Source organism: Dactylosporangium sp. NPDC048998, assembly GCF_043197855.1.
In the GTDB taxonomy this organism is placed as follows: domain Bacteria; phylum Actinomycetota; class Actinomycetes; order Mycobacteriales; family Micromonosporaceae; genus Dactylosporangium.
Window position 1 is genome coordinate 463,637 of sequence record NZ_JBICTV010000003.1, and the last position, 24,700, is coordinate 488,336.

Consider the following 24,700-nt stretch of genomic DNA (forward strand, 5'->3'; position numbering starts at 1 on the left):
AGTACCAGTGACTCGCATCACCGCGGCCACTTGAATTCGCCGGGGCGTCACCGGCGGGTCATTTCATCTCGACTGTAGCGGCCCGCAGGCCGGAACCTCCGCCGTGACCGGCCGGGCACTCGTGGCGAGCCGATATGTGACGAACGCCTCTGCGCCGGGTGGCACATCGACCTGCGCCAGACCGACCTCCTGACCGCTGGCCGAGCGGGCCCGGACGCGGCAGGTCGCGCGCTTGTCCGGGTCCTTGCGCACCACGAACTCGACGGTGACGCCGTCGTCGGTCACGTTGTAGAAGCGCTGGACCTGCGGCTCGTAGTCCTGCGGTCCGTACTGCGCATACAGCTGCCACGCGATCGCGAGCCCGGCCAGCGCGACGACCCCGGCCAGCGCGAACACCAGCCAGCGGCGGCGTGGCTGCGGCTCCCGGCGTCGGCCGTATCGGCCGGGCGGGTACTTCGTTGTGGCGTGCGTCTCGTTGCGCGGGTCGGTCATGGGCGTGCGTCCTCGTCGTTTTGTCGGAGGTACCGACCACAATAGGGTCGTTACCCGGGGCGCCCCCGCGGCGGGGCCGCCCACGGGGCCGGACAGACCGTGAGGGAGAGCTCGTGAGCGAGCAGCTGCGATTGATGGCGGTGCACGCACACCCGGACGACGAGTCGAGCAAGGGCGCGGCGGCCATGGCGAAATACGCGGCCGAGGGCGTCGACGTGCTCGTCGTCACCTGCACCGGCGGCGAGCGCGGCAGCGTGCTCAACCCGAAGCTGGACCGGCCGGAGATCTGGGAGAACATCGCCGAGATCCGCCGCGCCGAGATGGACCGGGCGCGGGAGATCCTGGGCGTCCGCCAGGAGTGGCTGGGCTTCGTCGACTCCGGCTTCCCGGAGGGCGACCCGCTGCCGCCGCTGCCCGAGGGCTGCTTCGGCCTGGTCGACCCCGAGGAGGCCGCGGGGCCGCTGGTCGAGCTGATCCGCAAGTTCCGCCCGCACGTGGTCACCACCTACGACGAGCGGGGCGGCTACCCGCACCCCGACCACGTCATGACGCACAAGGTCAGCATGGTGGCGTTCGAGGCGGCCGGCGACGCGAGCCGCTTCCCGGACCGCGGCGAGCCGTGGCAGCCCCTGAAGCTGTACTACAACATGGGCTGGTCGCGCGCCCGCATCCAGCTGCTGCACGAGGCGATGCTCGAGGCGACGGGCGAGTCGCCGTATGCGGAGTGGATGAAGAACTGGGACGAGCAGGACCGGCCGGACCCCGCCGAGCGGGTCACCACGCGGGTGCCCTGCGGCGAGTTCTTCGAGGTCCGCGACGACGCCCTGCGCGCGCACGCCACCCAGGTCGACCCCGACGGGTTCTGGTTCGCCGTACCGCTGCCGATCCAGCAGAAGATCTGGCCGACGGAGGACTACGAACTGGTCAAGTCGCACGTCGAGTCGAGCACGCCCGAAGACGATCTCTTCGCGGGCGTAAGGTGAACGGCATGGGCGCGTTGACCGTTCTTGCCGAGAACAACTTCGGCGACACCCGGTCCGGGGGCCTGGCCGGCCCCATGGGCTTGCTCATCATCGTGCTCCTCGGCATTGTGACGGTTTTCTTGATCCGCAACATGACCGCGCGGATCCGCCGTCTGCCGGCCGAATTCCCCGACCGGGACGCCGAGCGGCGGACCGGCGGCCCGGAGCCCGCGGACCGCGCGGATCGTGCCGACTCCGGCCCAGATCAGCTGGACAAATCGACGCCCGTTTGAGTACTGCCGGCCGATGATCTGAGTTAGAAACGCATCACTGACCTCTGTTGCCCCTTTCCGTTGTGTCTTAGCCTTCTCGGGGTGCGCGTTTTCGCCGATCGCGCATCCCTGTGGGCCAGGGAAGGGGGCAAATGGTGAGCGCCCCGACGCGCGCCCGATCGGCCGCCCGGCACCCAGGGCCATTGCCCCCAGGGTCATTGCCCCAGGTCGATTCGGCCGGGCGATGAGACCGCTGCCGCTCCGCCTGGTCGCCGCGCTGGTCCTCGCCGCCGCCCTGGCGGTGTCGGCCGCCCTCGTGATCGCCTCCGGCCTGCCCGAGGGCACCGTCGGCGCCGCGTTGAATCGGTTCGGCATCGGCGGCCCGGCGGCCGTGCCGGTCGCCGTGCTCACCGGTGCCGCCGTGGCGATGGTGTCGCAGCTGGCCCGGCTGCGGGTGCGGGCCGGCGGCGGGCTGGCCCGGCTGGCCTGGGGCGAGGCCGCCGTCGTGGTGCTGTGCGCGAGCCTGCCGCCCGCGCTCGTGCCGCCGGTCGCCCTCGTCGGGTTCGCCGCGGCACACGCGGCCCTGCACGCCGCCGACCGGCACTCCGGTCACGCCCGGCCGGCCCGGGAGATCTTCTACGGCGTCGCCGGGCTCACCGTCGCCGCGGCGCTCGGCGCGGTCGTGGAGAGCGCCGCGCCGGGTCGCGACACCGGCGACGGGCTGTCGCCGGCGCTGATCGCCGCGCTCGTCGCTGCGGCCGCCGTCTACTACCTGGCCACCGTCGCGCTCGTCACCGTCCGCCTCGTGGTGACCGGCGGCGGCACCGCGCGCGCCGTCGCCGGCACGATGCTCGGCAGCACCGCGCTGATGCTCGTCGGCAACGTCGCGACCGGCCTGGTGATCGTCTGGGCGTGCGCCACCAGCGGGTTTCTGCTGCTGCTCCTGCCGCCGGTGCTGTGGCTGATGCACCAGTTCTACGCCAACCGGCTCGGCGAGGACGACGAGCGCCGCACCTGGGCCGAGTTCGCCGAGGTCGCCCGCGAGCTCAACCGCCTCGACGAGCGTGACGCCGCGCAGGCCGGCGTCAACGGCGCCGTGCGCCTGTTCGGCGTGCCGGCCGCCCGGATCGTGCTCGCCGGCGGGCGCGGCTACGGCGAGCTCCCGCCCGGCCCGGTCACCACCCGTCCGCTGACCGTCGGCGCGGTCGCGGTCGGCGAGTTGCACCTGGCCGGCCCCGAGCCGCGGCGCGCCCGCGACCGCCTGATGCTCGCCACGTTCGGCGACGCGCTCGCGGCCGCCCTGCACGACGCGATCACCCAGGACCAGCTGCGCGCGATGAGCGAGCGGACCACGTACGACGCGGTGCGCGACCCGCTCACCGGCCTGTTCAACCGCGCCGCCCTGCTCGCCCGCGGCGACCTGCAGCTCGGCGCCCGCGCCCCCGGCGACCCGGTGGCCCTGCTGCTGTTCGACGTCAACGACTTCAAGGAGGTCAACAACGCCCTCGGGCACACCGCCGGCGACGAGGTGCTCAAGGTGATCGCCCGCCGGGTCCTGGACGCCGGCAACGCCGGGGACCTGCACGCCCGCCTCGGCGGCGACGAGTTCGCGATCCTCATCACCGACCTGGCCGCAGGCGAGGCCGACCTGGCCCTCGCCGCCGCCGTCGAGCGCGCCCGCAAGCTCGGCGCCCAGATCGCCGCCCCGATGCGCATCGACGGCGTCGCACTGTCCAAGGAGCCGTCGATCGGCGTCGTGGTCGCCGCGGCCGGCTCGGCCGACCTGACCGAGCTGCTGCGCCGGGCCGACATCGCGATGTACCAGGCCAAGGACGGCGGCCAGCCGGTGGCCTGGTACGACGCGACGCGCGACGACGCCAGCACCGACCGCCTGGCCCTGCTGGCCGAGCTGCGCGAGGCCCTCGCCGTCAACGCGCCCGGCCTGGAGCAGCTCACCCTCGAACTGCAGCCCGCGGTCGCGCTCGCCGGCCCGGCCGGCGCCTCCATCACCGGCGGCCAGATCACCGGCGTCGAGGCGCTGATCCGCTGGCGGCACCCGCGCCGCGGCAAGCTCTCGCCCGCCCAGTTCCTACCGGCCGTCGAGGCGAGCGAGCTCATCGGCCCGCTCACGCACTGGGTGCTGGAGCGCGCGATCACCCTGGCCTCGGGCTGGCGCCGGGCCGGCCTGGCCGTCCCGGTGGCCGTCAACATCTCGGCGCGCAGCCTGGCCGAGCGGCAGCTGCCCGAGACCATCGGCGAGCTGCTCGGCCGCCACCGCCTCCCCGCCGAGCTGCTGGTCCTCGAGATCACCGAGACCGTCATGCTCTCCAGCTCTCCGGTCATCGACGACGTGCTGGCCCGCGTGCGCCGCCTCGGCGTCCAGCTCGCGGTCGACGACTTCGGCACCGGCTACTCGGCGTTCACCGTCCTCACCCGCGTGCCGGTCCAGGAGGTCAAGATCGACCGCGAGTTTGTGGCGCAGATGCTGGACGCGCCGAAGCCGGGCGCGATCGTGCAGGCCACGGTGGAGTTGGCGCGCCGGCTGGGCCTGCGGGTGGTCGCGGAGGGCGTGGAGAATCCGGAGCAGCGGGCCCGGTTGAGCGAGCTCGGCTGCTCGGCCGCGCAGGGCTTCCTCTTCTATCCGCCGATGTCCCCGGACGCCCTGCTGGCCGTGCTGCGCGAACGCCGCCAGGTGCAACGCCGCCACCTGCGCGCCGAGGGCGCCGGCTGATCGCCCCTTCCGGCGAAAAAACCGAAAAGTCCGACACGCCGGCGGCATGCGACGGCGCGGCGCCGGTGTTGCCTTAGCGTCACCCTTTGTGAGCAGGCGGGGGTTCACCGGCGCGATCGGGTTCGCCGTGGCCGCGGTCGCGGCGTTCGTGGTACTGGATCACTTCGGCGGGAGCGAGCGCTTCGCCGATCTGCCCGGCGGGGCCGACGTGCGGCTCGTCGGGCGCTTCACGCCCAAGCAGATCGAGCGGCTCGCCGCGCTGCCGCAGGCCGCCGTGGTCGAGTGCGACCAGGCGCTGCGCGACGTCGGGGTCGCCACCGTCGGGGTGACGCTGGCGCACGCGACGGTGGCGACCGCGGTGCGCAGCGCGGCGCTGCAGGGCGCGGCGCTCCTGGAGGGGCGGGCCCCCGGCAAGGACGCCGAGCTGCTCGCCGTCGATGGGCGCGGGCTGCGCCTCGGCGACCGGGTCGCGTTGACCCGCGGCGGGCACGGCCTGGCCGGCAGCGTTGTCGGCGTCGTCGCCAAGCCGTCCGGGCGTCCGGACGCGGTGGCGCTGCTGCCGGCCGGCGCGATCGACCGGCTCGACGGGGGAGCGCCCTGCGGCGAGGTCGCCGTCCAGCTGCGCAAGCGCAGCGACGCGACCGCGTTTCAGCGGGCCGCCAAGGACGTGCTCGGCGGCGATGCGGCCATCACGTACGACGAGTCACTGCGCGGCCACGTCTGACCCGGCGGACCATGTCATCGACAGGCCGGTCGCGGCCCGCTCGGCGCGGATCTCCATCGCGTCGCCGAGGATCACCGCGCGGTCGGCGACCACCGCGGCGCCGTCCAGCGCGTACGTCACCCGCTCGCTCACGAACACCGGCGTGCCGGCGGGCCTGTGCAGGTACACCTGCGAAACCGGATCGAGCGGCGCGGGCCGGACGGTCTCAGAGGCGCGCGCCACCGCCACGCCGATGTCGGCGAGCGCGGCGTAGAGGGCGACTGCGGTGAAGTCGACGCCGAGGAGCCGCTCGCCGTGCGGGGCGGAGACCCAGGAAATCTGGTGTACCGAGGGCCGGCCCGCGAATTCCCGCACGCGCTCGAGCCGCAGCGCCCCCGACCCGAACTCCGCCGACGCGGCGAGCCCGGCCGCCACCACCACGGTCCGCACCGCGTGCCCCTGCTCGCGCAGGTCGTCGGCGAGGCTGCGCAGCGAGCCCAGCCGATACGCGAGGTGGGGCGGCGACACGAACGTGCCCCGCCCCGCCTGCTGCACGATCAACCCCTCGTCGCTGAGCTGCCGCAGCGCCTGGCGGAGGGTCATGAGCGTCACGCCGTACGCGCTGCTGAGCTCCCGCTGCGCGGGCAGCGCGGAGCCGGCCGGGTAGTCGCCGGCGTGGATCTTCGCGGCCAGGTCGGCGGCGATGGCGCGGTAGCGGGGCTCGCCGTCGCGGACCAAGGATCACCCTCCTGACATCGCCGCCCTCAGCTCGGCCACCTGCGCCCCGACCTCGGCCGGGCCGGCCCCGTCGAGCACGCGGCGCATGACGGCGGCCCCGACCACGACGCCGTCGGCCAGGGCGGCCGCCTCCGCCGCCTGCGCGGGCGTGGAGATGCCGAATCCTAACAAGACCGGCAGTTCGGTCCGGGCCTTGAGGCGGGCGGCCAGCGCGGCCGCGGAGGCGGCGAGCTTGTCGCGCTCGCCGGTGGTGCCCATGACCGTCACCGCGTAGACGAACCGCCGGCTGCGCCGGCCGATCTCGGCGAGCCGGCCGTCCGGCGTGGCGGGGGAGGCGAGCAGGACGAGGTCGATGTGCTCGGCGACCTCGGCGCACTCCTCGAGGGGCAGGTCGGGGACGATGAGCGCGCTCACGCCGGCGTCCCTCAGCCGCCGGCAGAACTTCTCGGCGCCTTCGCGGATCACGAGGTTGGCGTAGGTGCTGGCGATCAGCGGTACCGGAGACGAAATTTTCGATATTTCGTGAAAAATCGGTCCAGTGTCGCGCCCCGGCGCAGCGCCGCGGCCGTCGCCTCCTGGATCGTCGACCCGTCGAGCGTCGGATCGGAGAACGGCAGCCCGATCTCGATCATGTCCGCGCCGGCGGCGGCGAACGCGTGGACGTAGTCGGTCCAGTCCGCCGTCACGCCGGCCGTGATGTACGGCATCAGCAGCTTCACAGCGCCTCCCGCAGCGTCGCCAGGTCCTTGTCCCCGCGCCCCGACAGCGTGATGAGCACCGTCGAGCCGGCCGGCAGCTCCCCGCGCAGCACCCACGCGAGCGCGTGCGCCGACTCGAGCGCGGCGATGATGCCCTCGGTGCGCGCCAGCCGTACCGCCGCCTCGACCACCTCGCCGTCGGTGACCGTGACGTACCGCGCCCGCCCGAGGTCGCGCAGGTGCACGTGCTCCGGCCCGATGCCCGGGTAGTCGAGCCCGGCCGCGATCGAGTGCGCCTCGCTGATCTGCCCGTCGTCGTCCTGCAGGAACATCGAGCGCACGCCGTGCAGCACGCCCAGCCGCCCCCTGCTCGCGCCCGCCCCGCCGTCGGCCTCGACCCCGACCAGCCGCGCCGTGGTGTCGACGAACCCGGCGAACGTCCCGGCCGCGTTCGACCCGCCGCCGACGCACGCGACCACGTAGTCCGGCACCGCGGCGGGCAGCTCGGCCGCGCACTGCCGGCGCGCCTCGTCGCCGATGACGCGCTGGAACTCGCGGACCATCCACGGGTACGGCGCGGGCCCGAGTACCGATCCCATGCAGTAGTGCGCCTCGCCGACGGCCCCGACCCAGTGCCGCATCGCCTCGCTGGTGGCGTCCTTGAGCGTCCGCCCGCCGCTGCGCACCGGCACGACCTCGGCCCCGAGCATGCGCATCCGGAACACGTTGAGCTCCTGCCGCTCGATGTCCCGCTCGCCCATGAACACGGTGGCCCCGAGCCCGAACAGCGCCGCCGCCGTGGCGGTGGCGACCCCGTGCTGCCCGGCCCCGGTCTCCGCGATCAACCGCCGCCGCCCCATCCGCTTGGCCAGCAGCGCCTGCCCGAGCACGTTGTTGATCTTGTGTGACCCGGTGTGCGTGAGATCCTCGCGCTTGAGCAGCACGGTGAGCCCGAGCTCCGCCGAGAGCCGCACGGCGGGTGTCAGCGGCGTGGGCCGCCCCGTGTAGGTGGCGAGCAGCCGGTCGAGCTGCCCGCGAAACGCCGGATCGGCCCAGGCCTCGCGGAACGCCTCCTCGACCTCGCGGCAGGCCCCGACGAGCGACTCGGGCACGTACCGCCCGCCGTACTCCCCGAACCGCCCGAGCGCCCCGGGATCCCCCATGACCGGCCCTCGTGCGACCCCCCGCCGCGGCCGGATGAGCAACTCACCCACGAGCCCCTCCACAGTTCTAGAACAGTTAACAGTTCTAGAACTGTGCCACATGCGGCTCGGCCTTGTCGAGGGCGTGCCAGTAACCATGGCAACCCGGTAGTTGGCGTCCACGCCGACTCTGTACGCGGTTGTGAGGATGCCCGGGTCTAGGTATTGTTGCCATGTGGCCCTAATAAGCCGAGATTCGCCCAGGCAGCGACGGTCAGGGGGCGCCCGCGCGGATAAGATGGTCGCCATGAGCGCAGAGTCCGTTGGCCGTCATATGCCGGCAATCGCGACGCTCGATGATCTCACCGCGATGAGCGCCGCCGACCCACATGGTCATCGCTACGAGATCAGCCCTGAGGGGGTCCTGTCGGTCATGCCGCCGCCCGACTTCGAGCACGCCGTCATCGCGACTCGCCTCATGGGATGGCTCATCATGGCTGGCTGGCCGCTCGAACGGATAACCCAGGCCGTCGGCCTTCGCATCCCGGGTTCGGACGACAGCGTGGGCGGACGGATCCCCGACCTCGTCGTCTGGGGCAAGGTGCCGACGCAACCTCGCGCGGTGTGGCTGCCGGTCGATGGTGTGCTGCTCGTTGTGGAGATCATCTCGACGGGCTCCAAAGCGGCCGACACCGTGACCAAGCGCGCTGAGTATGCCGGTGCCGGCATCGCGCAGTACTGGACCGTGGATCGGGATGCGAGCCAGACGGTCACAATGTACCGGCTCGCCCATGACGGCTACCGCGTGGGCGCCACGATGCCGCTCGCCTGGGTGCTCAACACCGCACCGGCCGACTACCTGGACTGAGGGAACCGCGCCGTTCGGCAGAGCCCGAAGCGGTCGGAGGTCCGGAGCGGACCGACATCAGCAGTCCGCTCCGGAGGCCGGTTCAAGACCGCCGCTCTCCCCTCGTGTAGGCAAGTCCGCGTCGCAATCCATCGTCCGAGATCGCTGGCGCTATGACCCGGCTTGGCATAGCAGCTGAGTTCATATCGGGGTTGGTCGACGTTCGCCGGCTCCGCGAAGACGGCAACGAGCTGGGTACCCAAGGTAGTCGTGAGAGGGTTGGAGCATGGCCAACCGTCTCGCCGGGGCTACCTCGCCCTACCTGCAGCAGCACAAGGACAACCCGGTCGACTGGTGGGAGTGGTCGCCCGAGGCGTTCGAGGAGGCGCGCCGACGCGACGTGCCCGTGCTCATCTCCGTGGGGTACGCGGCCTGTCACTGGTGCCACGTGATGGCCCACGAGTCGTTCGAGCACGAGGGCGTCGCGGCCGCCGTCAACGAGCTCACCGTGCCGATCAAGGTCGACCGTGAGGAGCGGCCGGACGTCGACGCGGTCTACATGACGGCCACGCAGGCCATGACCGGGCAGGGTGGGTGGCCGATGACCGTCTTCGCCACGCCCGACGGCGAACCCTTCTACTGTGGCACCTACTTCCCCCGCGACGCGTTCCTGCGGCTGGTCCACGCCGTCTCCGACGCCTGGCGCGGCCAGCGCGACGCGGTGGTCCGGCAGAGCGCCGCCGTGGTCGATGCCGTCCGCAAGGTCGCGGAGCGACCCCCGGCAAACCCCATGGACGATTCGGTACTGCGGGCCGCCGCCGCCACGCTGATGAAGACCTACGACGGCGAGCACGGCGGCTTCGGCGGGGCGCCCAAGTTCCCGCCGCACATGGCGCTACTGTTCCTGCTGCGCCACTACCAGCGCACGCGCGACGACACGGTGCTCGACGCGGTCCGGTACACCTGCGAACGGATGGCCCGCGGCGGCATGTACGACCAGCTGGCGGGCGGCTTCGCGCGGTACGCGGTGGACGCCACCTGGACCGTGCCGCACTTCGAGAAGATGCTCTACGACAACGCGCTGCTGCTGCGCGTGTACACCCACCTCGACCGCATCGCCGGCAGCGGCACCGGGCGGCGCGTGGCCCAGGAGACCGCCGCGTTCCTGGCCCGGGACCTGCACGACGGGCACGGCTTCATCTCGGCGCTCGACGCCGACGCCGACGGTGAGGAGGGCCTGACGTACGTCTGGACCCCCAAGCAGGTCGACGAGGTGCTCGGCGAGGTCGACGGGGCCTGGGCGCGGTACCTGCTGGAGGTGACCCGCGAGGGCACGTTCGAGCACGGCAGCTCGGTGCTGCAGCTGCCCGAGGACCCGATGAACGCCGAGCGCTGGCAGGACATCCGGGCCAAGCTGCTGTGGGCGCGCGGCGGGCGGCCGCAGCCGGCGCGTGACGGCAAGGTCGTCGCGGCCTGGAACGGGCTGGCGATCACCGCGCTGGTCGAGTACGGGAAGGCGTACGACGACGGGGAGGCGATCGGCCTCGCGGTCCGCACCGCCGAGTTCCTGGCCGGCACCCACCTGGTCGGCGGGAGGCTGCGCCGAGTGTCCCGCGACGGCGTGGTCGGCGAGCCGGCGGGAGTGCTGGAGGACTACGGCGCGGTCGCCGAGGCGTTCTGCGCGGTACACCAGGCCACCGGCGACGGCCGCTGGCTGGCGCTTGCCAAGGAGCTGCTCGACGTGGCCCTCGAGCGGTTCCGCGACGCGGACAGCGGCGGCTTCTTCGACACCGCCGACGACGCCGAGGCGCTCGTCGCCCGGCCGGCCGACGTCACCGACAACGCCACCCCGGCGGGGCTCTCGGCGATCGCGGCGGCGCTGGTCACGTACTCGGCGCTGACCGCCGACACCGCCTACCGCGAGGCGGCCGAGCGCGCGCTCGGCACCGTCGCGGTCGTGGCGGCGACCCACGGGCGGTTCACCGGATACGCCTGCGCGGCGGGGGAGGCGCTCCTCTCCGGCCCGTACGAGATCGCCATCGCCACCCACGACGCGGCCGACCCGCTCGTCGCGGCCGCTTGGTGGCACGCGCCCCCGGGCGCCGTCGTCGTCGCCGGCGAGCCGGACCGCGCCGGGGTGCCCCTGCTCGAGGGGCGTCCGCTGCGGGACGGGCGGCCCGCGGCGTACGTCTGCCGGGGTTTCGTCTGCGACGCGCCCGTCACGGCGCTGGAGGACCTCGTCGCCAAGCTGGCCTAGCCGGTCGTACCCCGGGGTGCGTTCACCGCAGGCGAACGCACCCGGCCTTGGCATGTCCTTGTAACGGTGTAATTGTGTAATCAGAGTTGCTCAAGCAAGGGAGTAATGATGATTCGACGAGGAGACGTGCCCTGGGGGCGCGGCGGCGGCCCGCGCAGCGAACCCCCACCGGCCGACGACGCGACCGCCTGGATCGGCGGCGCGCTGCCGGAGACCTGGTTCCAGGGTCCGGCCGAGGTGACCATCGACCGCGACGAGATCCTGATCGTCGGTCGGCTGAGCGAGCCCGCGCTGCCGGACGACGCCACCGACGCCGACCGGGCCGCGGCCGGGCAGGGCCGCATCGCCGGGTTCCGGGAGACCACCCGCGACCAGCGCATCGGCATCGCGCAGCAGCTCGAGCGGCGATACCGGCGCAAGGTCTCGTGGGGCGTGCAGGTCGGCGAGGTGCGCGAGCTGTTCACCACCCACTCGGCGCCGGTGATGACCCGCCTGCGCCAGGCCGAGCGCCAGGTGCTCGACACCCTGGTCGACTCGGGCGTGGCGCGCTCGCGCTCCGAGGCGCTGGCGTGGTGCGTGGCGCTGGTCGGGCAGCACGCCGACGCCTGGCTGACCGAGCTGCGGCAGGCCATGGAGTCGGTCGACGAGCTGCGTCGCCGCGGCCCCGCGGTGTGATTCGCGCGGCTCACTGACGGCCGACGACGGTCGGGCGCCGGGGCATCACCGGATAAGTCGGACATATCCGGATGCTGCGGTGCCCGGCCTGTGCCATCGGCCCGGGCGGAAACGTTAGGCTGGCCAGCCTATGGACACCCGAACCGGACTCCCCGTCGTCGGCATGGTGGGCGGAGGGCAGCTGGCCCGGATGACCCACCAGGCGGCCATCGCCCTCGGCCAGTCGCTGCGCGTGCTCGCCGTCTCGCCTGACGACGGCGCCGCCCTCGTCGCCGCCGACGTGCGGATCGGTCGGCACGACGACCTCGCCGCGCTGCGCGACTTCGCGAAGGGCTGCGACGTGGTGACGTTTGACCACGAGCACGTGCCCGGCGAGATCATCCGGACGCTCGCCGCCGAGGGCCACACGCTGCTGCCGGGGGCGGACGCCCTGCAGTACGCCCAGAACAAGCGGGCGATGCGCGAGCACCTCGGGACCCTCGGGTTCCCCATGCCGCGCTGGACGGCGGGCGACGCGCGCAAGTTCGGCGACGAGGTCGGCTGGCCGGTGATCGTGAAGACGGCGACCGGCGGGTACGACGGGCGCGGCGTGTTCCTGGCCGGGTCGCCCGCCGACATCCCCTCGGACGTAGAGATCATCGCCGAGGAGCGGGTACCACTGCGGCGCGAGCTGGCCGCGGTGGTGGCACGGTCGCCGCTCGGGCAGGTCGCGGCGTACCCGGTCGTGGAGACCGTCCAGGAGGCTGGCATCTGCGTCGAGGTCCTCGCCCCCGCGCCGGGCCTCGACGAGGAGCTCGCGGTGCGGGCCCAGCGCCTGGCCATCGACATCGCCACGGGCCTCGGGGTCGTGGGCGTGCTCGCGGTCGAGCTGTTCGAGACGACCGACGGGCGGCTGCTCATCAACGAGCTCGCGATGCGCCCGCACAACTCCGCGCACTGGACGATCGAGGGCGCCCGGACCTCGCAGTTCGAGCAGCACCTGCGCGCCGTGCTGGACTACCCGATGGGCGACACCCGGATGACCGCCCCCGCCGTCGTCATGGCCAACGTCCTGGGCGGCGAGCCGGGTGGCATGTCGATCGACGAGCGCCTGCACCACCTGTTCGCCGAGGAGCCGGGCGCCAAGGTGCACCTGTACGGCAAGCAGGTCCGCCCGGGCCGCAAGATCGGCCACGTGACGGTGCTCGGTGACGACCTGGAAGACTGCCGCAGGCGCGCCCGCCGGGCCGCCCGCATTCTCGAGGAGGGGTACCAGCATTGACCGACGTCGGCATCATCATGGGCAGCGACTCCGACTGGCCGGTCATGCGCCTGGCGGCCGAGGCGCTGGACGAGTTCGGCGTTGCCTATGAGGTACGGGTCGTCTCCGCGCACCGCACCCCCCACCTGATGCTCGACTACGCCGGCGAGGCCGTGGCCCGGGGCCTGAAGGTCATCATCGCCGGGGCCGGCGGCGCCGCCCACCTGCCCGGCATGGTCGCCTCGGCCACTCCGCTGCCGGTCATCGGCGTGCCGGTACCGCTGAAGTATCTCGACGGCATGGACTCGCTCATGTCGATCGTCCAGATGCCGGCCGGCATCCCGGTGGCCACGGTGTCGATCGCGGGCGCACGCAACGCGGGCCTGCTGGCCGTGCGCATCCTGGCCTCCGCCGACCCCGCGCTGCTGGCGAAGGTCCGCGACTTCCAGGAGTCGCTGCGCGCGATGGTGGCCGAGAAGGACGCCGCCCTCTCGGCGTCCCTCGCCGAGCCGTCCACCGGCGCGGCGAAAACCTGAGGCGGATTCGGGGTACCGCTTCCTAAGCTGGCACACCATGGACCGACTGCTCAACGTGATCGATGTCGAGGCCACCTGCTGGGACGGGCCGCTGCCGGCCGGTGAGGTCAACGAGATCATCGAGATCGGCGTCTGCGTGGTGGACCTCGACGCCCGGGAACGGGTGGGGCGGGACCGGATCATGGTGCGGCCCGCCCGCTCGACCGTGAGTGGATTCTGCACCGAGCTGACCGGGATCACTCCCGAGGAGGCGGCGGCCGGCGTGCCGTTCGAGGAGGCGTGCCGGCAGCTCGTGCGGCGCCACCGGTCGGACTCGCGGCCCTGGGCGAGCTGGGGCGACTACGACCGCAAGCAGTTCGCGCGGCAGTGTGACGGTGCCCGGCAGTACCCCTTCGGATCGGTCCACGTCAACGCGAAGGCCGTCTTCGCCGACGCTCGCGGGGCCCGCCGGCAGGGCATGGCCGGCGCCCTGGAGAGCGCCGGCCTGCCGCTGGAGGGGCGGCACCACAACGGTGCCGATGACGCCTGGAACATCGCTGCGCTCGTGCTGTACCTGGTCGAGCGCGGCCGGTGGCCGGGCGAGGACTACGGCGTCTGACCGCTCTGCACGGGGCGGGATTCGGGTTCTCGGCGTCACCAAACACGCAAACCGGAAGTTATCGGGTGGAGGCATTCGGGGCGACAGGGGCGGTACGGCATGACGGGGCAGCGGGGCGATCGACTCCACCGGTGGACGGCGCGGGTGCTCGCCACCGGCGCCGGGGCGGGCTCCGCGCTCGCGTCCGGCCCCGCGGCCGCCGCGCCTCCGGACGGCGCGCCCGCGCTCGCGTCCGGCGACGTCGTGGTCACCGGCGTGGCGTCGGTGACCCTGCTGCTGCTCCTCGCCGGCGCGGTCCTCGTCGCCGTGCCGCGCCTGTTCCGGCTGGTCCGCTCCCGCTTCCTCGGTTCCCGCTAGTCTCGGGCAACCCGCCGCCGCGCGGCGCGTGTCTGGAGGGTATGGCAACGAACGTCGAGGGCTTTCGCGTCTACGTGACGGCCCGGCTACCGGCCCTGCGCCGCGTCGCCTACCTGCTCTGCGGCGACTGGCACCGGGCCGACGACCTGCTCTCGAACGCGCTGGTCCGCATCCTTCAGCACTGGCCGCGGGTGTCGGCCGCGGACGACGTCGACGCATACGTGCGCCGGGTGCTGGTACGGACCATGCTCAACGAGCGGCGAAGGCCCTGGCGCCGGGAGCATTCCTTCGCATCGGTACCGCACGAGCCGCGCCCCGCCGCCGCCACCGACCTCGTCGCCGACCGCCTGGCCCTCTCCGCGCTGCTCGCCGAGCTGCCTCCGAGGCGCCGCGCGGTCCTGGTGCTGCGCTATTGCTGCGATCTCTCGGTCGAGGAGACGGCGCAGGAGCTCAACTGCAGCACCGGAACGGTCAAGAGCCAGGCCGCGCGCGGCCTGGCGACCCTGCGCGAGCGGCTGGCTGCCGGCGACGCACTGGAGGAGGAGTCATGGACCCGCTGATTCACGACCTGCGTGACCTCGACCCGCCGGCCCCGGCGTCGGCCGTCGACCTGGACCGGGTCATCGCCCGCGGCCTGCGCCGCCGCGCCTTCGCCCGCGCCGGCGCCGCATCGGGGGCCACGCTCGCCGTCCTGGCCCTGGCGACCGCGGCCGCCGCCCTGCGCCCCGCGGCAGCGCCGGCCCCGCTCGGCCACCGCGACTGCATGCCGGTGCCCACGGTCGTACGGTCGGCCGTCCCGTCCCAGGTCCCGCCACCCGTGGGCGACGGCTCCGGCCCCGCCGGGTCACCGGCCCCGGGCTACTCCGGCCCCGGGTGGGTGCCCGACCTCAGCCCCGGCCCGAGCGCGGCGCGCCCGTCCGAGCCGTCGTCGGCGGCGGTCGCGCGACTCACCACGGCCCTGCGCGCCGCGCTGCGGCCGGTCTTCCCGGGCGCGACGATCGTGCGGGCCGGCACCTGCGACGAGCGCTGGTCGATGGTGCCGTCCGACGGCGGCTATGCGGTCGACCTGGAGGTGTACGACGCCGGCGGCCTGCAGCGTCTGTCCGTGCGCCTCGCGGCGCCGGACCACACGCAGGTGGTGTACGTGTGCGACGACCAAACGACGCACTGCAAGCCCGCCGGTGAAATGGGCGTGCCCATGGCCGCCGCCTACGGCGCCGGCTTCGGCGGCGGTGCGGAGGACATCAATGCCCACGGCGTGTTCCCGGACCACACGATCGTGGAGATCGCCCTGTCCACCTACCGCCTGGAGCGGGATCGCATGATCGTGACCAGGCAGGGGCCGAGCGTCGACAAGGACGAGCTGAAGCAGGTGGCGCTGGACCCGGCGCTGACCCTGTTCCCCTGAGCGAACGGCCGTCGTGGCGGTACAGTGACGCCATCACGGGACGGAGAGGGGCATCGATGTCCGATTACTCGGCGGTCGGCGGAGTCGAGTCGTTCGAGTGGAACCGGCGAGACGCCGCGCGCTACGCCGCGGCGATGGAGAACATCGACGAGGTCATCGCGTGCTACATCCGCCTGCGCAACCGGGCGGTCTCGGCCGGCAATACGGCCGAGGCGGAGCGGCTCCAGGCCGAGCAGTCGGCCTGCATCGCCGAGCAGCAGCGGCTGCGGGCGGACGATCCCGCGGCCGTCGACCGGGTGCTGCACGAGTACCCGGCCCTGATCGCCTGGCTGCGGGAGCGCATAGGCTGAGGTCGGGCACCGGCGCGGTGTCCAGGTGCCGCCCGCGCCGGACGTCCTGCCCGACGCCGTGACGATCGCCCCGCCGGCCGCGATCACGGTTGAGCCGGGCACCGCCCGGGTATCCGGCGGCGCATGCGCATCGGCAACGTCGAGATCCGCCCCCTGGGCGGCGGCCTGGGCTGCCTGCTGATGATCCTGGCGTCCGTGCTGCTGTCGGTGATCTGCACGATCGCCGTCAACACCCTGCTGCGCTGACACTGTCAGGGCGCGACGCTCGCCGCGAAGGCCGTCCTACCGGAGCCCCCGCCGCCGAGGGGCGGCTCCAGCTGCTCTGGCGCGACGGTGACCGGCTGGTCGCCGCGTAGCGTGCGACCGAGGACGATGTCGGAGGTGTCGGGCGCGACTGTGTCGGCCACGTCCGTCGGCGGGGGATCGCTGGCGCTATCGACTGGGCCGAGATGCGGACGTAGGTCGTCGAGGATGGTCGCGAAGATTTCAACCTTCGCCGCCGGCCGTTGCGGCGATGTCGGCGGATGAAGCTACCCATCCAGTCAACAAGGTCGCCATCTGGCCACAGCGCCGACGATCAGCAGGCCGGACATCACACCAAGCTTCGCACATCGCTTGTCAGGTGTGAAGCTTGGTGTGAAGCTGGACCTATGGGCCCGAACCGGCGCTACCGATGGGTCATCGCCTCGAACCCCTGATTAGACGTCCACAGTGGACCCAGGCACCAGCATTTCCCCAGCAGGTCTGAAGCTGCATTGCGAAAACGCGAAAAGTCAGCCCTTCAGGAGCTGGCGGGCCATGACGATGCGCTGGACCTGGTTGGTGCCCTCGTAGATCTGGGTGATCTTCGCGTCGCGCATCATGCGCTCCAGGGGGAAGTCCTTCGTGTAGCCGTAGCCGCCCAGCAGTTGCACCGCGTCGGTCGTGATCGACATCGCCGCGTCCGAGGCGAAGCACTTCGCGGCGGCGCCGAAGTAGGTGAGGTCGGCGTCGCCCCGCTCGGACTTGGCGGCGGCGGCGTAGGTGAGCTGGCGGGCCGCCTCCAGTTTCATGCCCATGTCGGCCAGCATGAACTGGATGCCCTGGAAGTCGGCGATGGCCTTGCCGAACTGCTTGCGCTCCTGCACGTAACCCAGTGCGAAGTCGAGCGCGCCCTGCGCGATCCCGAGGGCTTGGGCCGCGATCGTCACCCGGGTGTGGTCCAGGGTGCGCATCGCCGTGGCGAAGCCGGTGCCGGGCTCGCCGATGATGCGGTCCGCGGGGATGCGCACGTTGTCGAGGTACACCTCGCGGGTGGGGCTGCCTTTGATGCCGAGCTTCTTCTCGGGCGCGCCGAAGGTGACGCCTGGGTCGGACTTCTCGACCACGAACGCGGAGATGCCGCGGGAGCGCGCGGCCGGGTCGGTGACGGCGAAGACGGTGTAGTACTCGCTGATGCCGGCGTTGGTGATCCAGCGTTTGACGCCGTTGAGTACCCAGGCGTCGCCGTCGCGCTCGGCGCGGGTCTTCATGCCGGCCGCGTCGCTGCCGGCCTCGGGCTCGGACAGGCAGTACGAGAACATCGCCTCGCCGCGCGCGACCGGGGTCAGGTAGCGGCGCTTGAGTTCCTCGGAGGCGGCCAGCAGTAGCGGCATCGTGCCGAGCTTGTTGACCGCGGGGATGAGTGAGGAGGAGGCGCAGGCCCGGGCGACCTCCTCGATGACGATTGCGGTGGCGAGCGCGTCGGCGCCGGCCCCGCCGTATTCGACGGGGATGTGCGGCGCGTGGAAGTCGGATGCGCGCAGCGCGTCGTAGGAGGTCTGGGGGAACTCGCCGGTCTCGTCGGCGGCCGCAGCGTTGGGCGCGACCTTGCCGTCACACACCGCGCGAACCGCTTCACGAACCGCTACGTGCTCCTCGGGCAGCTGGTAGACGTCGAACACGGCAACCCCCTCTTCGCGGCGGCACTGAACCGCCGTTCAGCGGCTCGCGGTGTGAGCATACCGACGAGTAATGAAGCGGCCGGAGGCGCGGTCGGGGCCAAGGGACTATCCTCGCCGTGGCGACGTCGGCCCGATCCCACCAGGGGAAGGCCGCGTAGCGGACCTCGACCGAGCGGAGACATGGCGTGACCATCGCGTACCCGAGCACCCCACCCGTCGTTGCCCCGCCGTCCGGCTCGGCGCGGCCCCGGCTGACCTTCCTGGGCACCGGCTACCTTGGCGCGACCTATGCGATCTGCTTCGCGGAGCTCGGATACGAAGTCCTGGGCTTCGACATCGACGAGGCGAAGATCGCCAAGCTCGCGGACGGCGACGTGCCGTTCCACGAGCCGGGCCTCGACGAACTGCTCCGCAAGAACCTCTCGGCCGGCCGGCTGCGCTTCACCACCTCCTATGAGGAGGTTGCGGAGTTCGGCGACATCCACTTCATCTGCGTCGGCACCCCGCAGCGGCCCGACGGCATGGCCGCCGATCTGTCGCATGTGGAGAGCGCCGTCACCAACCTGGCGCCGCACCTGACCCGCAAGGCCCTCATCGTCGGCAAGTCGACCGTCCCGGTCGGCACCGCCGAGTGGATCGAGCAGCTCGTCGACCGGCACACCGCGGCCGACCTGGGCGTCGAGGTGGCCTGGAGCCCCGAGTTCCTGCAGGAGGGCGTGGCCGTTGAGGACGTGCTGCGGCCCAACCGCGTCATCTTCGGCGTCAAGTCCGAGTGGGCGACCGGGATGCTGTATTCCGCCCACAAGGGCGTGTTCGACCTGGCGCTGACCGAGGACCGCGAGGTCCCGGTGGTGGTCACCGACTTCGCCACCGCGGAGCTGGTCAAGGTGGCCGCCAACGCGTTCCTGGCCACCAAGATCTCGTTCATCAACGCGATGGCCGAGGTGTGCGAGGCAGCCGGCGCCGACGTGACCCAGCTGGCCCGCTCGATCGGCTACGACGCCCGCATCGGCAACAAGTTCCTGCGCGCCGGCGTCGGCTTCGGCGGCGGCTGCCTGCCCAAGGACATCCGCGCGTTCCAGGCCCGCGCCCAGGAGCTCGGCGTCGGCGAGGCGCTGCGGTTCCTGCACGAGGTCGACCTGATCAACCAGCGCCGCCGGCAGAAGATCGTCCAGCTCTCCGCCGAGCTGCTAGGCCGCGGCTACGGCCCGGCCGGCCCCGACCTCGCCGGCACCCGCATCACCGTGCTGGGCGCCACGTTCAAGCCCAACTCCGACGACGTACGCGACTCGCCGGCCCTGTCGGTCGTGCGCAAGCTGTCCCGCTCCGGCGCCGAGGTCACCGTCTACGACCCGGAGGGCATGGACAACGCCCGGACCGACGTCTCCGACGTCGCCTACGCCAAGACCCTCACCGACTCCGTCACCGGCGCCGACCTGATCTGTGTGCTCACGGAGTGGGAGGAGTTCCGCAACACCGACCCCAATACGCTGGCCCCGCTCGTCGCGGCGAAGAAGGTCATCGACGGCCGGAACTGCCTCGACCAGGCCGTCTGGGCCGCCGGCGGGTGGGAGTACCGCGGCATGGGGCGCCCGGTCGTTTCATAGAGAACCTCCCGAACGGGCGCTTCGCTTTCGTAGCCCGGCGAAACAAGGCATTCTTCCCAGTAGGGCGTGAACGGCCGGGGAACCGCACGGCGACCCCGGCCGCCAGCACCGGGGGAGGAGTGGCGTGGAGACATATCCGTGCCCGGCGTGCGGTGGGCCGGCCACCGAGGCCACCGGCTGCCGTAACTGCGGCCGGCCGCATGACCCGGACGCGGCCGCGCTCGCCATGTTCCAGCGCACGGTCGCGGCGCTCGAGCAGAAGAAGCGCGACCTCACCGACGACACCCAGGTCCTGCGCAAGCAGCTGGCACACACCACCGCCCAGCGCGACAACCTGCGGCGCAAGGTCCGGGCGGCGATGGACGCCGAGCAGGCGGCGCGGTCCAAGCGGCCGCTGCTGGGCCGCGCCCGGGAGACGCCACCGCCCGCGGCGGTCACGCAGACCAACCCCACGGTCCAGGAGCGGTACTCCCCGAGGGCACCCCACGCGATCGAGAGCGGTCATGCCCCGGACGCGCCGGAGGGCGGCCCGTCCCATCCGGTCATCGCCCCGGAGCGGCCCCGGGCCCAGCTGCCGCAGATGCGCCGCCCGCCCCGCGACGGCGGCGGGGCGCCCGGCGCCGACCAGCCCGAGGCCACGCAGAGCAGCATGCAGGCGTCCGTGCTGGCGCTGGGCGGCCTGCTGCTGGCCGGCGCCGCGATCGTGCTCACCGTCGACGCGTTCGGCACCGTCGGCACGTTCGGCCGGATCGTGTCGCTGGCCGCCATCACCGCCATCGCGCTGGCCCTGCCGCTGGTGCTCGTGCGGCGCGGGCTGAGCGCCACCGCCGAGACCGTCGCCTCGGTCGCCCTGCTGCTGGTGCTGCTCGACGGCTACGTGGTGCGCTCCGAGAAGCTGTTCGGCGCCGACCGCCCCCAGTTCAGCACCTACCTGGGCATCGTGTGCCTGGCCACGGCCGGCGTCGCCGCCGTGTACAGCATGCAGAGCCACCTCATCGCCTCCCGGTACGCGACCCTGCTCGCCTTGCAGCCGGTGCTGCCGCTGCTCGCCCTGGACAAGATCCACGGCCCGACCGGCTGGTCCATGGCCCTGTCCGGGGTGGCGTTGATCGACCTCGGCTTCGCCGTCGCCCTCAAGCGGTCCGTGCAGCGGCGCATCGACGCCCACCACGAGAACGCCGCGGCCGAGGACCAGCCGGCCCACACCGGCCGCACCAACCGCATCGCCGACGGGCTCATGCGGGATCTCGCCTGGAGCCTGTTCGCCCTCGCCTCCGCGCTCGCCCTGATGTCGGCCGCGGTCGGGCTGGCGAGCACCGCCGAGCGCGTCGCGACGATGCAGGCCGCCGTGGCCATGCTCGTCGCCGCGGCCCTCGGCGTCGGCGGCTCGCTGGCCTGGCGGCGCGGCGCGCTGACCGACACCGCGGCCGGCATCGCCACCGGCGCGGTCGTCGTCGCCATCGCCCGCGTCGGCGCGGTTTGGCTGCCCGGCTCGACGCCGCTGTTCCTCGCCCTCGCGGTGACCGTCGCCGCCGCCGGGGTGCCGTTCCTGCCGGCCGACGCCCGGCGCGGCCCGCGCTACGCCGTGTCCGTGTCCGCCGCCGGCGCCGCGCTGCTGGTCCTGGTCCGGGCGTTCCCCGGCATCGTCGCGCCGCTGCGCGCCGCGTGGCCGGTCTGGAACGCCGATCTGAGCGGGTACGCGGGCCGCGTGCACGAGGCGGTCGGGCGGGACGGCTGGCAGTACGTCATCGCCGTCCTGCTGCTGACCGGCGCCTGCGTGCTCATGTTCACCGGCCGCAGCGAGCCCGTGGCCGTATCGCTGCGGCCCGGCCGGGGTGCGTCCGTGCCGCCCGACGAGCTGCGCGCCGACGTCGGTGTCGTCGGCGCCGCCCTGACCCTGCTCGTCGCGCCCGCCGCGCTCGGCCTGAGCTGGCTCGCGATCCCGGCGCTGGCGGTCAGCGCCGCCATCGCGGCCGGCGCCCTCGCCCTGCGGGTCCGCGCCGCGCACACCGCCTGGGCCTGCCTCGGCGCCGCGCTCGTCCTGGGCACGTACGCGGCCGCGGCCAGCATGACCCGGCCCGCCGCCACCGCGATCACCCTCACCGCGATCACCGTCGCCGGTGCCGCCATCGCGCTGCTGCCGAGCCCGCACCAGACCGACGGCAACCGGATGGCCGCCTCGCGGCGGGTCAGCGACGCCGCGGCCGGCGGCGCGCTGTTCGCCCTGCCCGGCGCGGCCGCGGCCGCCGCCGCGATCGTCTTCGGGGACCTGCCGGGCGGCGCCACCGTGGTGCTGGTGCTGAGCTTCCTCGCGCTCGCCGTGAGCCTCGGCGTCGCCGCGCTCACCCAGGTCGCCCGTGGCGAGCCGAGCCCGCCGCTGCTGGCCGGGGCCACCGCCGGCACTGTCGCGGTCGGCGTCGCCACCGTGGTCGCACGCGGCGCCACCACGATCGACCTGGTCATCGGCCTGCTCATGGTGATCGCCGCCGTCATGCTGTGGGCCGCGCCGCGCATGGACGACCGGCGGACCTTCGGCATCGACTTCTCCGGCGCGGATGCGGCCGCGGCGGCCGTGACGACCGCCGCCATCGGCGCCGTGGCCCGCGCCGTGTCGCTTGCCGCCTCCGGTATCGAGGTGGTCACGCTCGCGCTGCTGGTCTTCATCGTCGCGGTCGCCGCGCGGACGCTGCCGGAGGAGTGGCGCCGCGGCCCGGTCGTCGGCGCCGCCATGGTCGGCTTCGGCACCGGCCTCTACGCCGGCGCGCTGTCGGTGGTCGGCGCCATCGGGGTGATCCGCGCCGCGGACCCGGCGTGGCACGCCCCGCTCGACGCGCACTGGGCCGCCACCGCGTACGGCCTGGTGCAGTTCGGCTGGCAGGTGCCGATCGCCCTGCTGCTGCTCGCCGGCGCGGCCGCGATCGGGCTGCCGCAGCCGTACGGCGACGACACCGCCTCGGCCGCCCTCGTGCTCGCCACCCTCGGCGCGCCGGTCGGGCTAGGGCTCGGCTGGCAGGCCCCGATGGTCATCGGCTGGGCCGCCGCGACCGGCGTCGCCGCGTGGGCGAGCTTCGCGCGCAGCTGGCGCGGCGCCTACACCAGGCTCGGCGCGGCGCTCGTGGCCGGCACGTTCGCGGCCGGAGCCGGCCTGGTCCGCCCGGGCGCCACCGCCGGCACCCTGGCCGCGCTCGGCGTCAGCGGCGTGTTCATCGCCGGTCTGGCCCGCAACGTCGCGCGGCTGCGCCAAGGCCGGCCCGCCGACGCTTCGCAGGGACGGCCCGCCCAAGGCGGCCGCGATCCCGACGACGGCCCGCTCGGCGTGGTCGGCGGCACCGCCGTGGCCGGCGCGCTGTTCGCGTTCACCGGCGCGGCCGCGGCGGTGGTCGGCGGCATCTACCCGGACCGGGCCAGCACGATCCTCATCGCGGCGCTGGCCACCGCCGCCGTCGGGCTCGCCGCCGCGGCGGCCGCGGCCCAGAAGGCGCCCGGTTATCTGCCGTACGTCAGCGCCGGCGTCGCCGTCTCCGCCACTACGACCGCGATCGCGGCGCTCATCGTGCAGCGCGACGGCGCCGTCGTCTACGCCGCGGCGGCCGCGCTGCTCGGGGTCCTCGTCGAGCTGCTGCGCGCCAACTGGCACACCCCCGCCGAGCCCGAGCCGGCCCGCGGGTTCCGCCCCGACCGCACCAGCCGACCGGTCACCCGCTGGGAGCGGTCCCGCATCCCGCGCAACTTCGCCCTCGGCGTCGCCGCGGCCGCCGGGATCCCGGCCGCGATCGTCGTGGTCTTCCTCGCGCCCGCGCTGTTCGCCGCGCTCGCCGGGCCGTACCGCTGGATCGAACAGCCCTGGACCGGCACCCCGGAGACCGCCGCGGACCTCGGCCCGCTCGTGCAGTACGCCGGCAACAGCACCCACGTGCTGGGCGCCTTCCTGCTCACCGTCGCGGGCGCACTGATGGCCGTCGGGCTGGGCGGCAGCGGGCAGGCGGTGGCCAACCGGGCCGTGGCGATCGTCGTGCCCGGCGCCGCGCTGACGCTGCTCATCGCCCCCGCCGCGCTGCATGCGCCCTGGCCGGTGCAGCCGACCCTCGCCCTGCTGGTCTCCACCATCGCCGGGCTCGGCCTGGCGCTCACCGTGCCGCCGATCGCGGACAGCCCCGACGGCCGGCTGATGATTCACGCCCGCCGGCTGGTGTTCGCGATCGCCGCGCTGGCCGCCGGCGCCGGCGGCGCGGGCAGCCTCGCCACCCGCGAGCAGACCCTCAGCTGGCTCGCCGGCTCGGTCGTGGTCGGCGCGATCGGCGGCATCTGGGGCCGGACCACGAACGGGCGGATGCTCGGCTGGCACGTGGCCGCCTCGACCGCCGAGGGCTTGGCGATCGCAGCCGGCCTCGCCGCCGGGCTGGGGATCAAGCAGTGCGCGTTCCCGCTGCTCATCGTCGCCACCGCGCTGCTCGTGGTGGGCGCGGCGCTGCCCCGGCTACGCCCGAGCGACACCATCAACCGCGAGGCGCTCACGATCGAGGCCGCCGGCTACGCGGGGGCCGGCATCGCGGTCCTGCTCACGCTCGGCTCGCCGGCGCACACCGCGGCCGCGCTCACCGCGGTCGGCGCCGTGCTCGGCCTGTCCGCGGCGCGCAAGGGCCGCAGCCCCCGGCACCGCACGGTCCTGATCATCGCCGCGTCGGTCGCCGAGATGCTGGCGATCTGGCTGCTGCTGATCACGGTGCGGGTCGCGCTGCCCGAGGCGTACACACTGCCGTTCGCCGCGCTCGCCCTGATCACCGGCCTGATCGAGATCCGCAACCGGCCGGAGCTGGGCAGCTGGCTCGCCTACGGCCCGGCGCTGGTCGCCGGCTTCGCGCCGAGCCTGGCGATCGCGGTGGCCCAGCCGGACTCCCCGGAGCTGCGGCGGGTGCTGCTCATCCTGGCCGGCGTCATCACCGTGGCCATCGGCGCGGTACGCCAGCAGAAGGCCCCGGTCGCGGTGGGTGCGGCGGTGACGGTGATCTCCACCGTCAACGAGCTGTTCCGCATCGGCATGCCGCTGTGGATGATGCTGTTGCTGTTCACGGGCACCGGCGTGCTGCTGATCAGCCTCGGCGCCACCTACGAGCAGCGGCAGCGCCTCGACCGCCTGCGCGGCGTGTACCGGGGCATGCGGTGAC

The 24,700-nt window shown here is 73.4% G+C and carries 22 protein-coding genes and 1 pseudogene; 17 read left to right on the forward strand and 6 right to left on the reverse strand.

The window, feature by feature from the left end; all coding sequences use genetic code 11:
* Positions 1-63: 63 nt before the first annotated feature.
* Entirely contained in the window at positions 64-492 is a 429-nt protein-coding gene (locus tag ACGFI8_RS09590) for a DUF4307 domain-containing protein (protein WP_392802314.1), read from the reverse strand.
* 113 nt (positions 493-605) lie between these two features.
* Between ACGFI8_RS09590 and mca the strand changes: the two genes are divergently transcribed.
* From mca to ACGFI8_RS09610, 4 genes are all read left to right on the forward strand, one after another.
* Positions 606-1,475: a mycothiol conjugate amidase Mca gene (gene mca / locus ACGFI8_RS09595; RefSeq protein ID WP_392802315.1), complete on the forward strand. Its 870-nt coding sequence runs from the start codon at positions 606-608 to the stop codon at positions 1,473-1,475.
* A 5-nt stretch (positions 1,476-1,480) separates the two neighbouring features.
* Positions 1,481-1,747: a hypothetical protein gene (locus ACGFI8_RS09600; protein ID WP_392802318.1), complete on the forward strand. Its 267-nt coding sequence runs from the start codon at positions 1,481-1,483 to the stop codon at positions 1,745-1,747.
* 223 nt (positions 1,748-1,970) lie between these two features.
* Positions 1,971-4,457 carry a putative bifunctional diguanylate cyclase/phosphodiesterase gene (locus ACGFI8_RS09605; protein WP_392802321.1) on the forward strand — a complete coding sequence of 829 codons (2,487 nt, stop codon included), beginning with the start codon at positions 1,971-1,973 and terminating at the stop codon, positions 4,455-4,457.
* Positions 4,458-4,545: 88 nt separating this feature from the next.
* Positions 4,546-5,181 carry a hypothetical protein gene (locus ACGFI8_RS09610; RefSeq protein WP_392802323.1) on the forward strand — a complete coding sequence of 212 codons (636 nt, stop codon included), beginning with the start codon at positions 4,546-4,548 and terminating at the stop codon, positions 5,179-5,181.
* On the opposite strand, the gene ACGFI8_RS09615 is transcribed toward ACGFI8_RS09610, so the two are convergent.
* The 3 genes and pseudogenes from ACGFI8_RS09615 to trpB all read right to left on the reverse strand — a co-directional run bounded on the left by ACGFI8_RS09615 (position 5,161) and on the right by trpB (position 7,759).
* On the reverse strand, positions 5,161-5,898 hold the full coding sequence (locus tag ACGFI8_RS09615) for a GntR family transcriptional regulator (protein ID WP_392802325.1): 738 nt from the start codon (positions 5,896-5,898) through the stop codon (positions 5,161-5,163). The genes ACGFI8_RS09610 and ACGFI8_RS09615 overlap by 21 nt on opposite strands.
* 3 nt (positions 5,899-5,901) lie before the next feature.
* Positions 5,902-6,605, reverse strand: a pseudogene (gene trpA, locus ACGFI8_RS09620) (tryptophan synthase subunit alpha).
* An 8-nt stretch (positions 6,606-6,613) separates the two neighbouring features.
* Positions 6,614-7,759 (reverse strand): tryptophan synthase subunit beta, encoded by a 1,146-nt coding sequence (trpB, locus tag ACGFI8_RS09625; RefSeq protein ID WP_392802328.1) that lies wholly within the window; start codon positions 7,757-7,759, stop codon positions 6,614-6,616.
* Positions 7,760-8,045: 286 nt separating this feature from the next.
* On the opposite strand from trpB, the gene ACGFI8_RS09630 reads away from it, so the two are divergent.
* The 11 genes from ACGFI8_RS09630 to ACGFI8_RS09680 all read left to right on the forward strand — a co-directional run bounded on the left by ACGFI8_RS09630 (position 8,046) and on the right by ACGFI8_RS09680 (position 16,252).
* Entirely contained in the window at positions 8,046-8,606 is a 561-nt protein-coding gene (locus ACGFI8_RS09630; RefSeq protein WP_392802330.1) for a Uma2 family endonuclease, read from the forward strand.
* 265 nt (positions 8,607-8,871) lie between these two features.
* Positions 8,872-10,842 (forward strand): thioredoxin domain-containing protein, encoded by a 1,971-nt coding sequence (locus ACGFI8_RS09635; RefSeq protein ID WP_392802333.1) that lies wholly within the window; start codon positions 8,872-8,874, stop codon positions 10,840-10,842.
* 108 nt (positions 10,843-10,950) lie between these two features.
* Positions 10,951-11,517 carry a hypothetical protein gene (locus ACGFI8_RS09640; protein WP_392802336.1) on the forward strand — a complete coding sequence of 189 codons (567 nt, stop codon included), beginning with the start codon at positions 10,951-10,953 and terminating at the stop codon, positions 11,515-11,517.
* A 130-nt stretch (positions 11,518-11,647) separates the two neighbouring features.
* Complete coding sequence (locus ACGFI8_RS09645; protein ID WP_392802339.1) at positions 11,648-12,778, forward strand: 5-(carboxyamino)imidazole ribonucleotide synthase; 1,131 nt, start codon at positions 11,648-11,650, stop codon at positions 12,776-12,778.
* A complete protein-coding gene (purE, locus tag ACGFI8_RS09650) occupies positions 12,775-13,293 on the forward strand; it encodes a 5-(carboxyamino)imidazole ribonucleotide mutase (protein WP_392802342.1) in 519 nt (172 codons plus the stop codon). Before ACGFI8_RS09645 ends, purE begins: the two co-directional genes overlap by 4 nt.
* A 37-nt stretch (positions 13,294-13,330) precedes the next feature.
* Complete coding sequence (locus tag ACGFI8_RS09655) at positions 13,331-13,891, forward strand: exonuclease domain-containing protein (protein ID WP_392802344.1); 561 nt, start codon at positions 13,331-13,333, stop codon at positions 13,889-13,891.
* 99 nt (positions 13,892-13,990) lie between these two features.
* The gene (locus ACGFI8_RS09660) at positions 13,991-14,248 is read left to right on the forward strand and encodes a hypothetical protein (RefSeq protein ID WP_392802346.1); all 258 of its coding nucleotides are present in this window, start codon (positions 13,991-13,993) and stop codon (positions 14,246-14,248) included.
* 41 nt (positions 14,249-14,289) lie between these two features.
* Entirely contained in the window at positions 14,290-14,808 is a 519-nt protein-coding gene (locus tag ACGFI8_RS09665) for a SigE family RNA polymerase sigma factor (protein ID WP_392802349.1), read from the forward strand.
* Positions 14,796-15,656 (forward strand): hypothetical protein, encoded by an 861-nt coding sequence (locus tag ACGFI8_RS09670; protein WP_392802352.1) that lies wholly within the window; start codon positions 14,796-14,798, stop codon positions 15,654-15,656. The genes ACGFI8_RS09665 and ACGFI8_RS09670 overlap by 13 nt, the downstream gene beginning before the upstream one ends.
* A 56-nt stretch (positions 15,657-15,712) precedes the next feature.
* The gene (locus tag ACGFI8_RS09675; RefSeq protein ID WP_392802355.1) at positions 15,713-16,006 is read left to right on the forward strand and encodes a hypothetical protein; all 294 of its coding nucleotides are present in this window, start codon (positions 15,713-15,715) and stop codon (positions 16,004-16,006) included.
* Between the two features lie 123 nt (positions 16,007-16,129).
* Positions 16,130-16,252 (forward strand): hypothetical protein, encoded by a 123-nt coding sequence (locus ACGFI8_RS09680; RefSeq protein ID WP_392802358.1) that lies wholly within the window; start codon positions 16,130-16,132, stop codon positions 16,250-16,252.
* A gap of 5 nt (positions 16,253-16,257) precedes the next feature.
* On the opposite strand, the gene ACGFI8_RS09685 is transcribed toward ACGFI8_RS09680, so the two are convergent.
* Both ACGFI8_RS09685 and ACGFI8_RS09690 read right to left on the reverse strand, forming a co-directional pair.
* The gene (locus tag ACGFI8_RS09685) at positions 16,258-16,413 is read right to left on the reverse strand and encodes a hypothetical protein (RefSeq protein WP_392802360.1); all 156 of its coding nucleotides are present in this window, start codon (positions 16,411-16,413) and stop codon (positions 16,258-16,260) included.
* A gap of 366 nt (positions 16,414-16,779) precedes the next feature.
* Entirely contained in the window at positions 16,780-17,928 is a 1,149-nt protein-coding gene (locus ACGFI8_RS09690; RefSeq protein ID WP_392802363.1) for an acyl-CoA dehydrogenase family protein, read from the reverse strand.
* A gap of 185 nt (positions 17,929-18,113) precedes the next feature.
* Here ACGFI8_RS09690 and ACGFI8_RS09695 point away from each other — a divergent pair, with 185 nt between their 5' ends.
* Complete coding sequence (locus ACGFI8_RS09695; protein ID WP_392802366.1) at positions 18,114-19,535, forward strand: UDP-glucose dehydrogenase family protein; 1,422 nt, start codon at positions 18,114-18,116, stop codon at positions 19,533-19,535.
* 124 nt (positions 19,536-19,659) lie between these two features.
* Positions 19,660-24,699: an SCO7613 C-terminal domain-containing membrane protein gene (locus tag ACGFI8_RS09700; protein WP_392802369.1), complete on the forward strand. Its 5,040-nt coding sequence runs from the start codon at positions 19,660-19,662 to the stop codon at positions 24,697-24,699.
* The last annotated feature ends 1 nt before the right edge of the window (position 24,700 follow it).

Coding starts and splice junctions, on each gene's coding strand:
- ACGFI8_RS09590 (WP_392802314.1), bottom strand. CDS start 492: ATGACCGACCCGCGCAACGAGACGCACGCCACAACGAAGTACCCGCCC.
- ACGFI8_RS09600 (WP_392802318.1), top strand. CDS start 1,481: ATGGGCGCGTTGACCGTTCTTGCCGAGAACAACTTCGGCGACACCCGG.
- ACGFI8_RS09605 (WP_392802321.1), top strand. CDS start 1,971: ATGAGACCGCTGCCGCTCCGCCTGGTCGCCGCGCTGGTCCTCGCCGCC.
- trpB (WP_392802328.1), bottom strand. CDS start 7,759: ATGGGGGATCCCGGGGCGCTCGGGCGGTTCGGGGAGTACGGCGGGCGG.
- ACGFI8_RS09630 (WP_392802330.1), top strand. CDS start 8,046: ATGAGCGCAGAGTCCGTTGGCCGTCATATGCCGGCAATCGCGACGCTC.
- ACGFI8_RS09635 (WP_392802333.1), top strand. CDS start 8,872: ATGGCCAACCGTCTCGCCGGGGCTACCTCGCCCTACCTGCAGCAGCAC.
- ACGFI8_RS09640 (WP_392802336.1), top strand. CDS start 10,951: ATGATTCGACGAGGAGACGTGCCCTGGGGGCGCGGCGGCGGCCCGCGC.
- ACGFI8_RS09645 (WP_392802339.1), top strand. CDS start 11,648: ATGGACACCCGAACCGGACTCCCCGTCGTCGGCATGGTGGGCGGAGGG.
- ACGFI8_RS09655 (WP_392802344.1), top strand. CDS start 13,331: ATGGACCGACTGCTCAACGTGATCGATGTCGAGGCCACCTGCTGGGAC.
- ACGFI8_RS09660 (WP_392802346.1), top strand. CDS start 13,991: ATGACGGGGCAGCGGGGCGATCGACTCCACCGGTGGACGGCGCGGGTG.
- ACGFI8_RS09665 (WP_392802349.1), top strand. CDS start 14,290: ATGGCAACGAACGTCGAGGGCTTTCGCGTCTACGTGACGGCCCGGCTA.
- ACGFI8_RS09670 (WP_392802352.1), top strand. CDS start 14,796: ATGGACCCGCTGATTCACGACCTGCGTGACCTCGACCCGCCGGCCCCG.
- ACGFI8_RS09675 (WP_392802355.1), top strand. CDS start 15,713: ATGTCCGATTACTCGGCGGTCGGCGGAGTCGAGTCGTTCGAGTGGAAC.
- ACGFI8_RS09680 (WP_392802358.1), top strand. CDS start 16,130: ATGCGCATCGGCAACGTCGAGATCCGCCCCCTGGGCGGCGGCCTGGGC.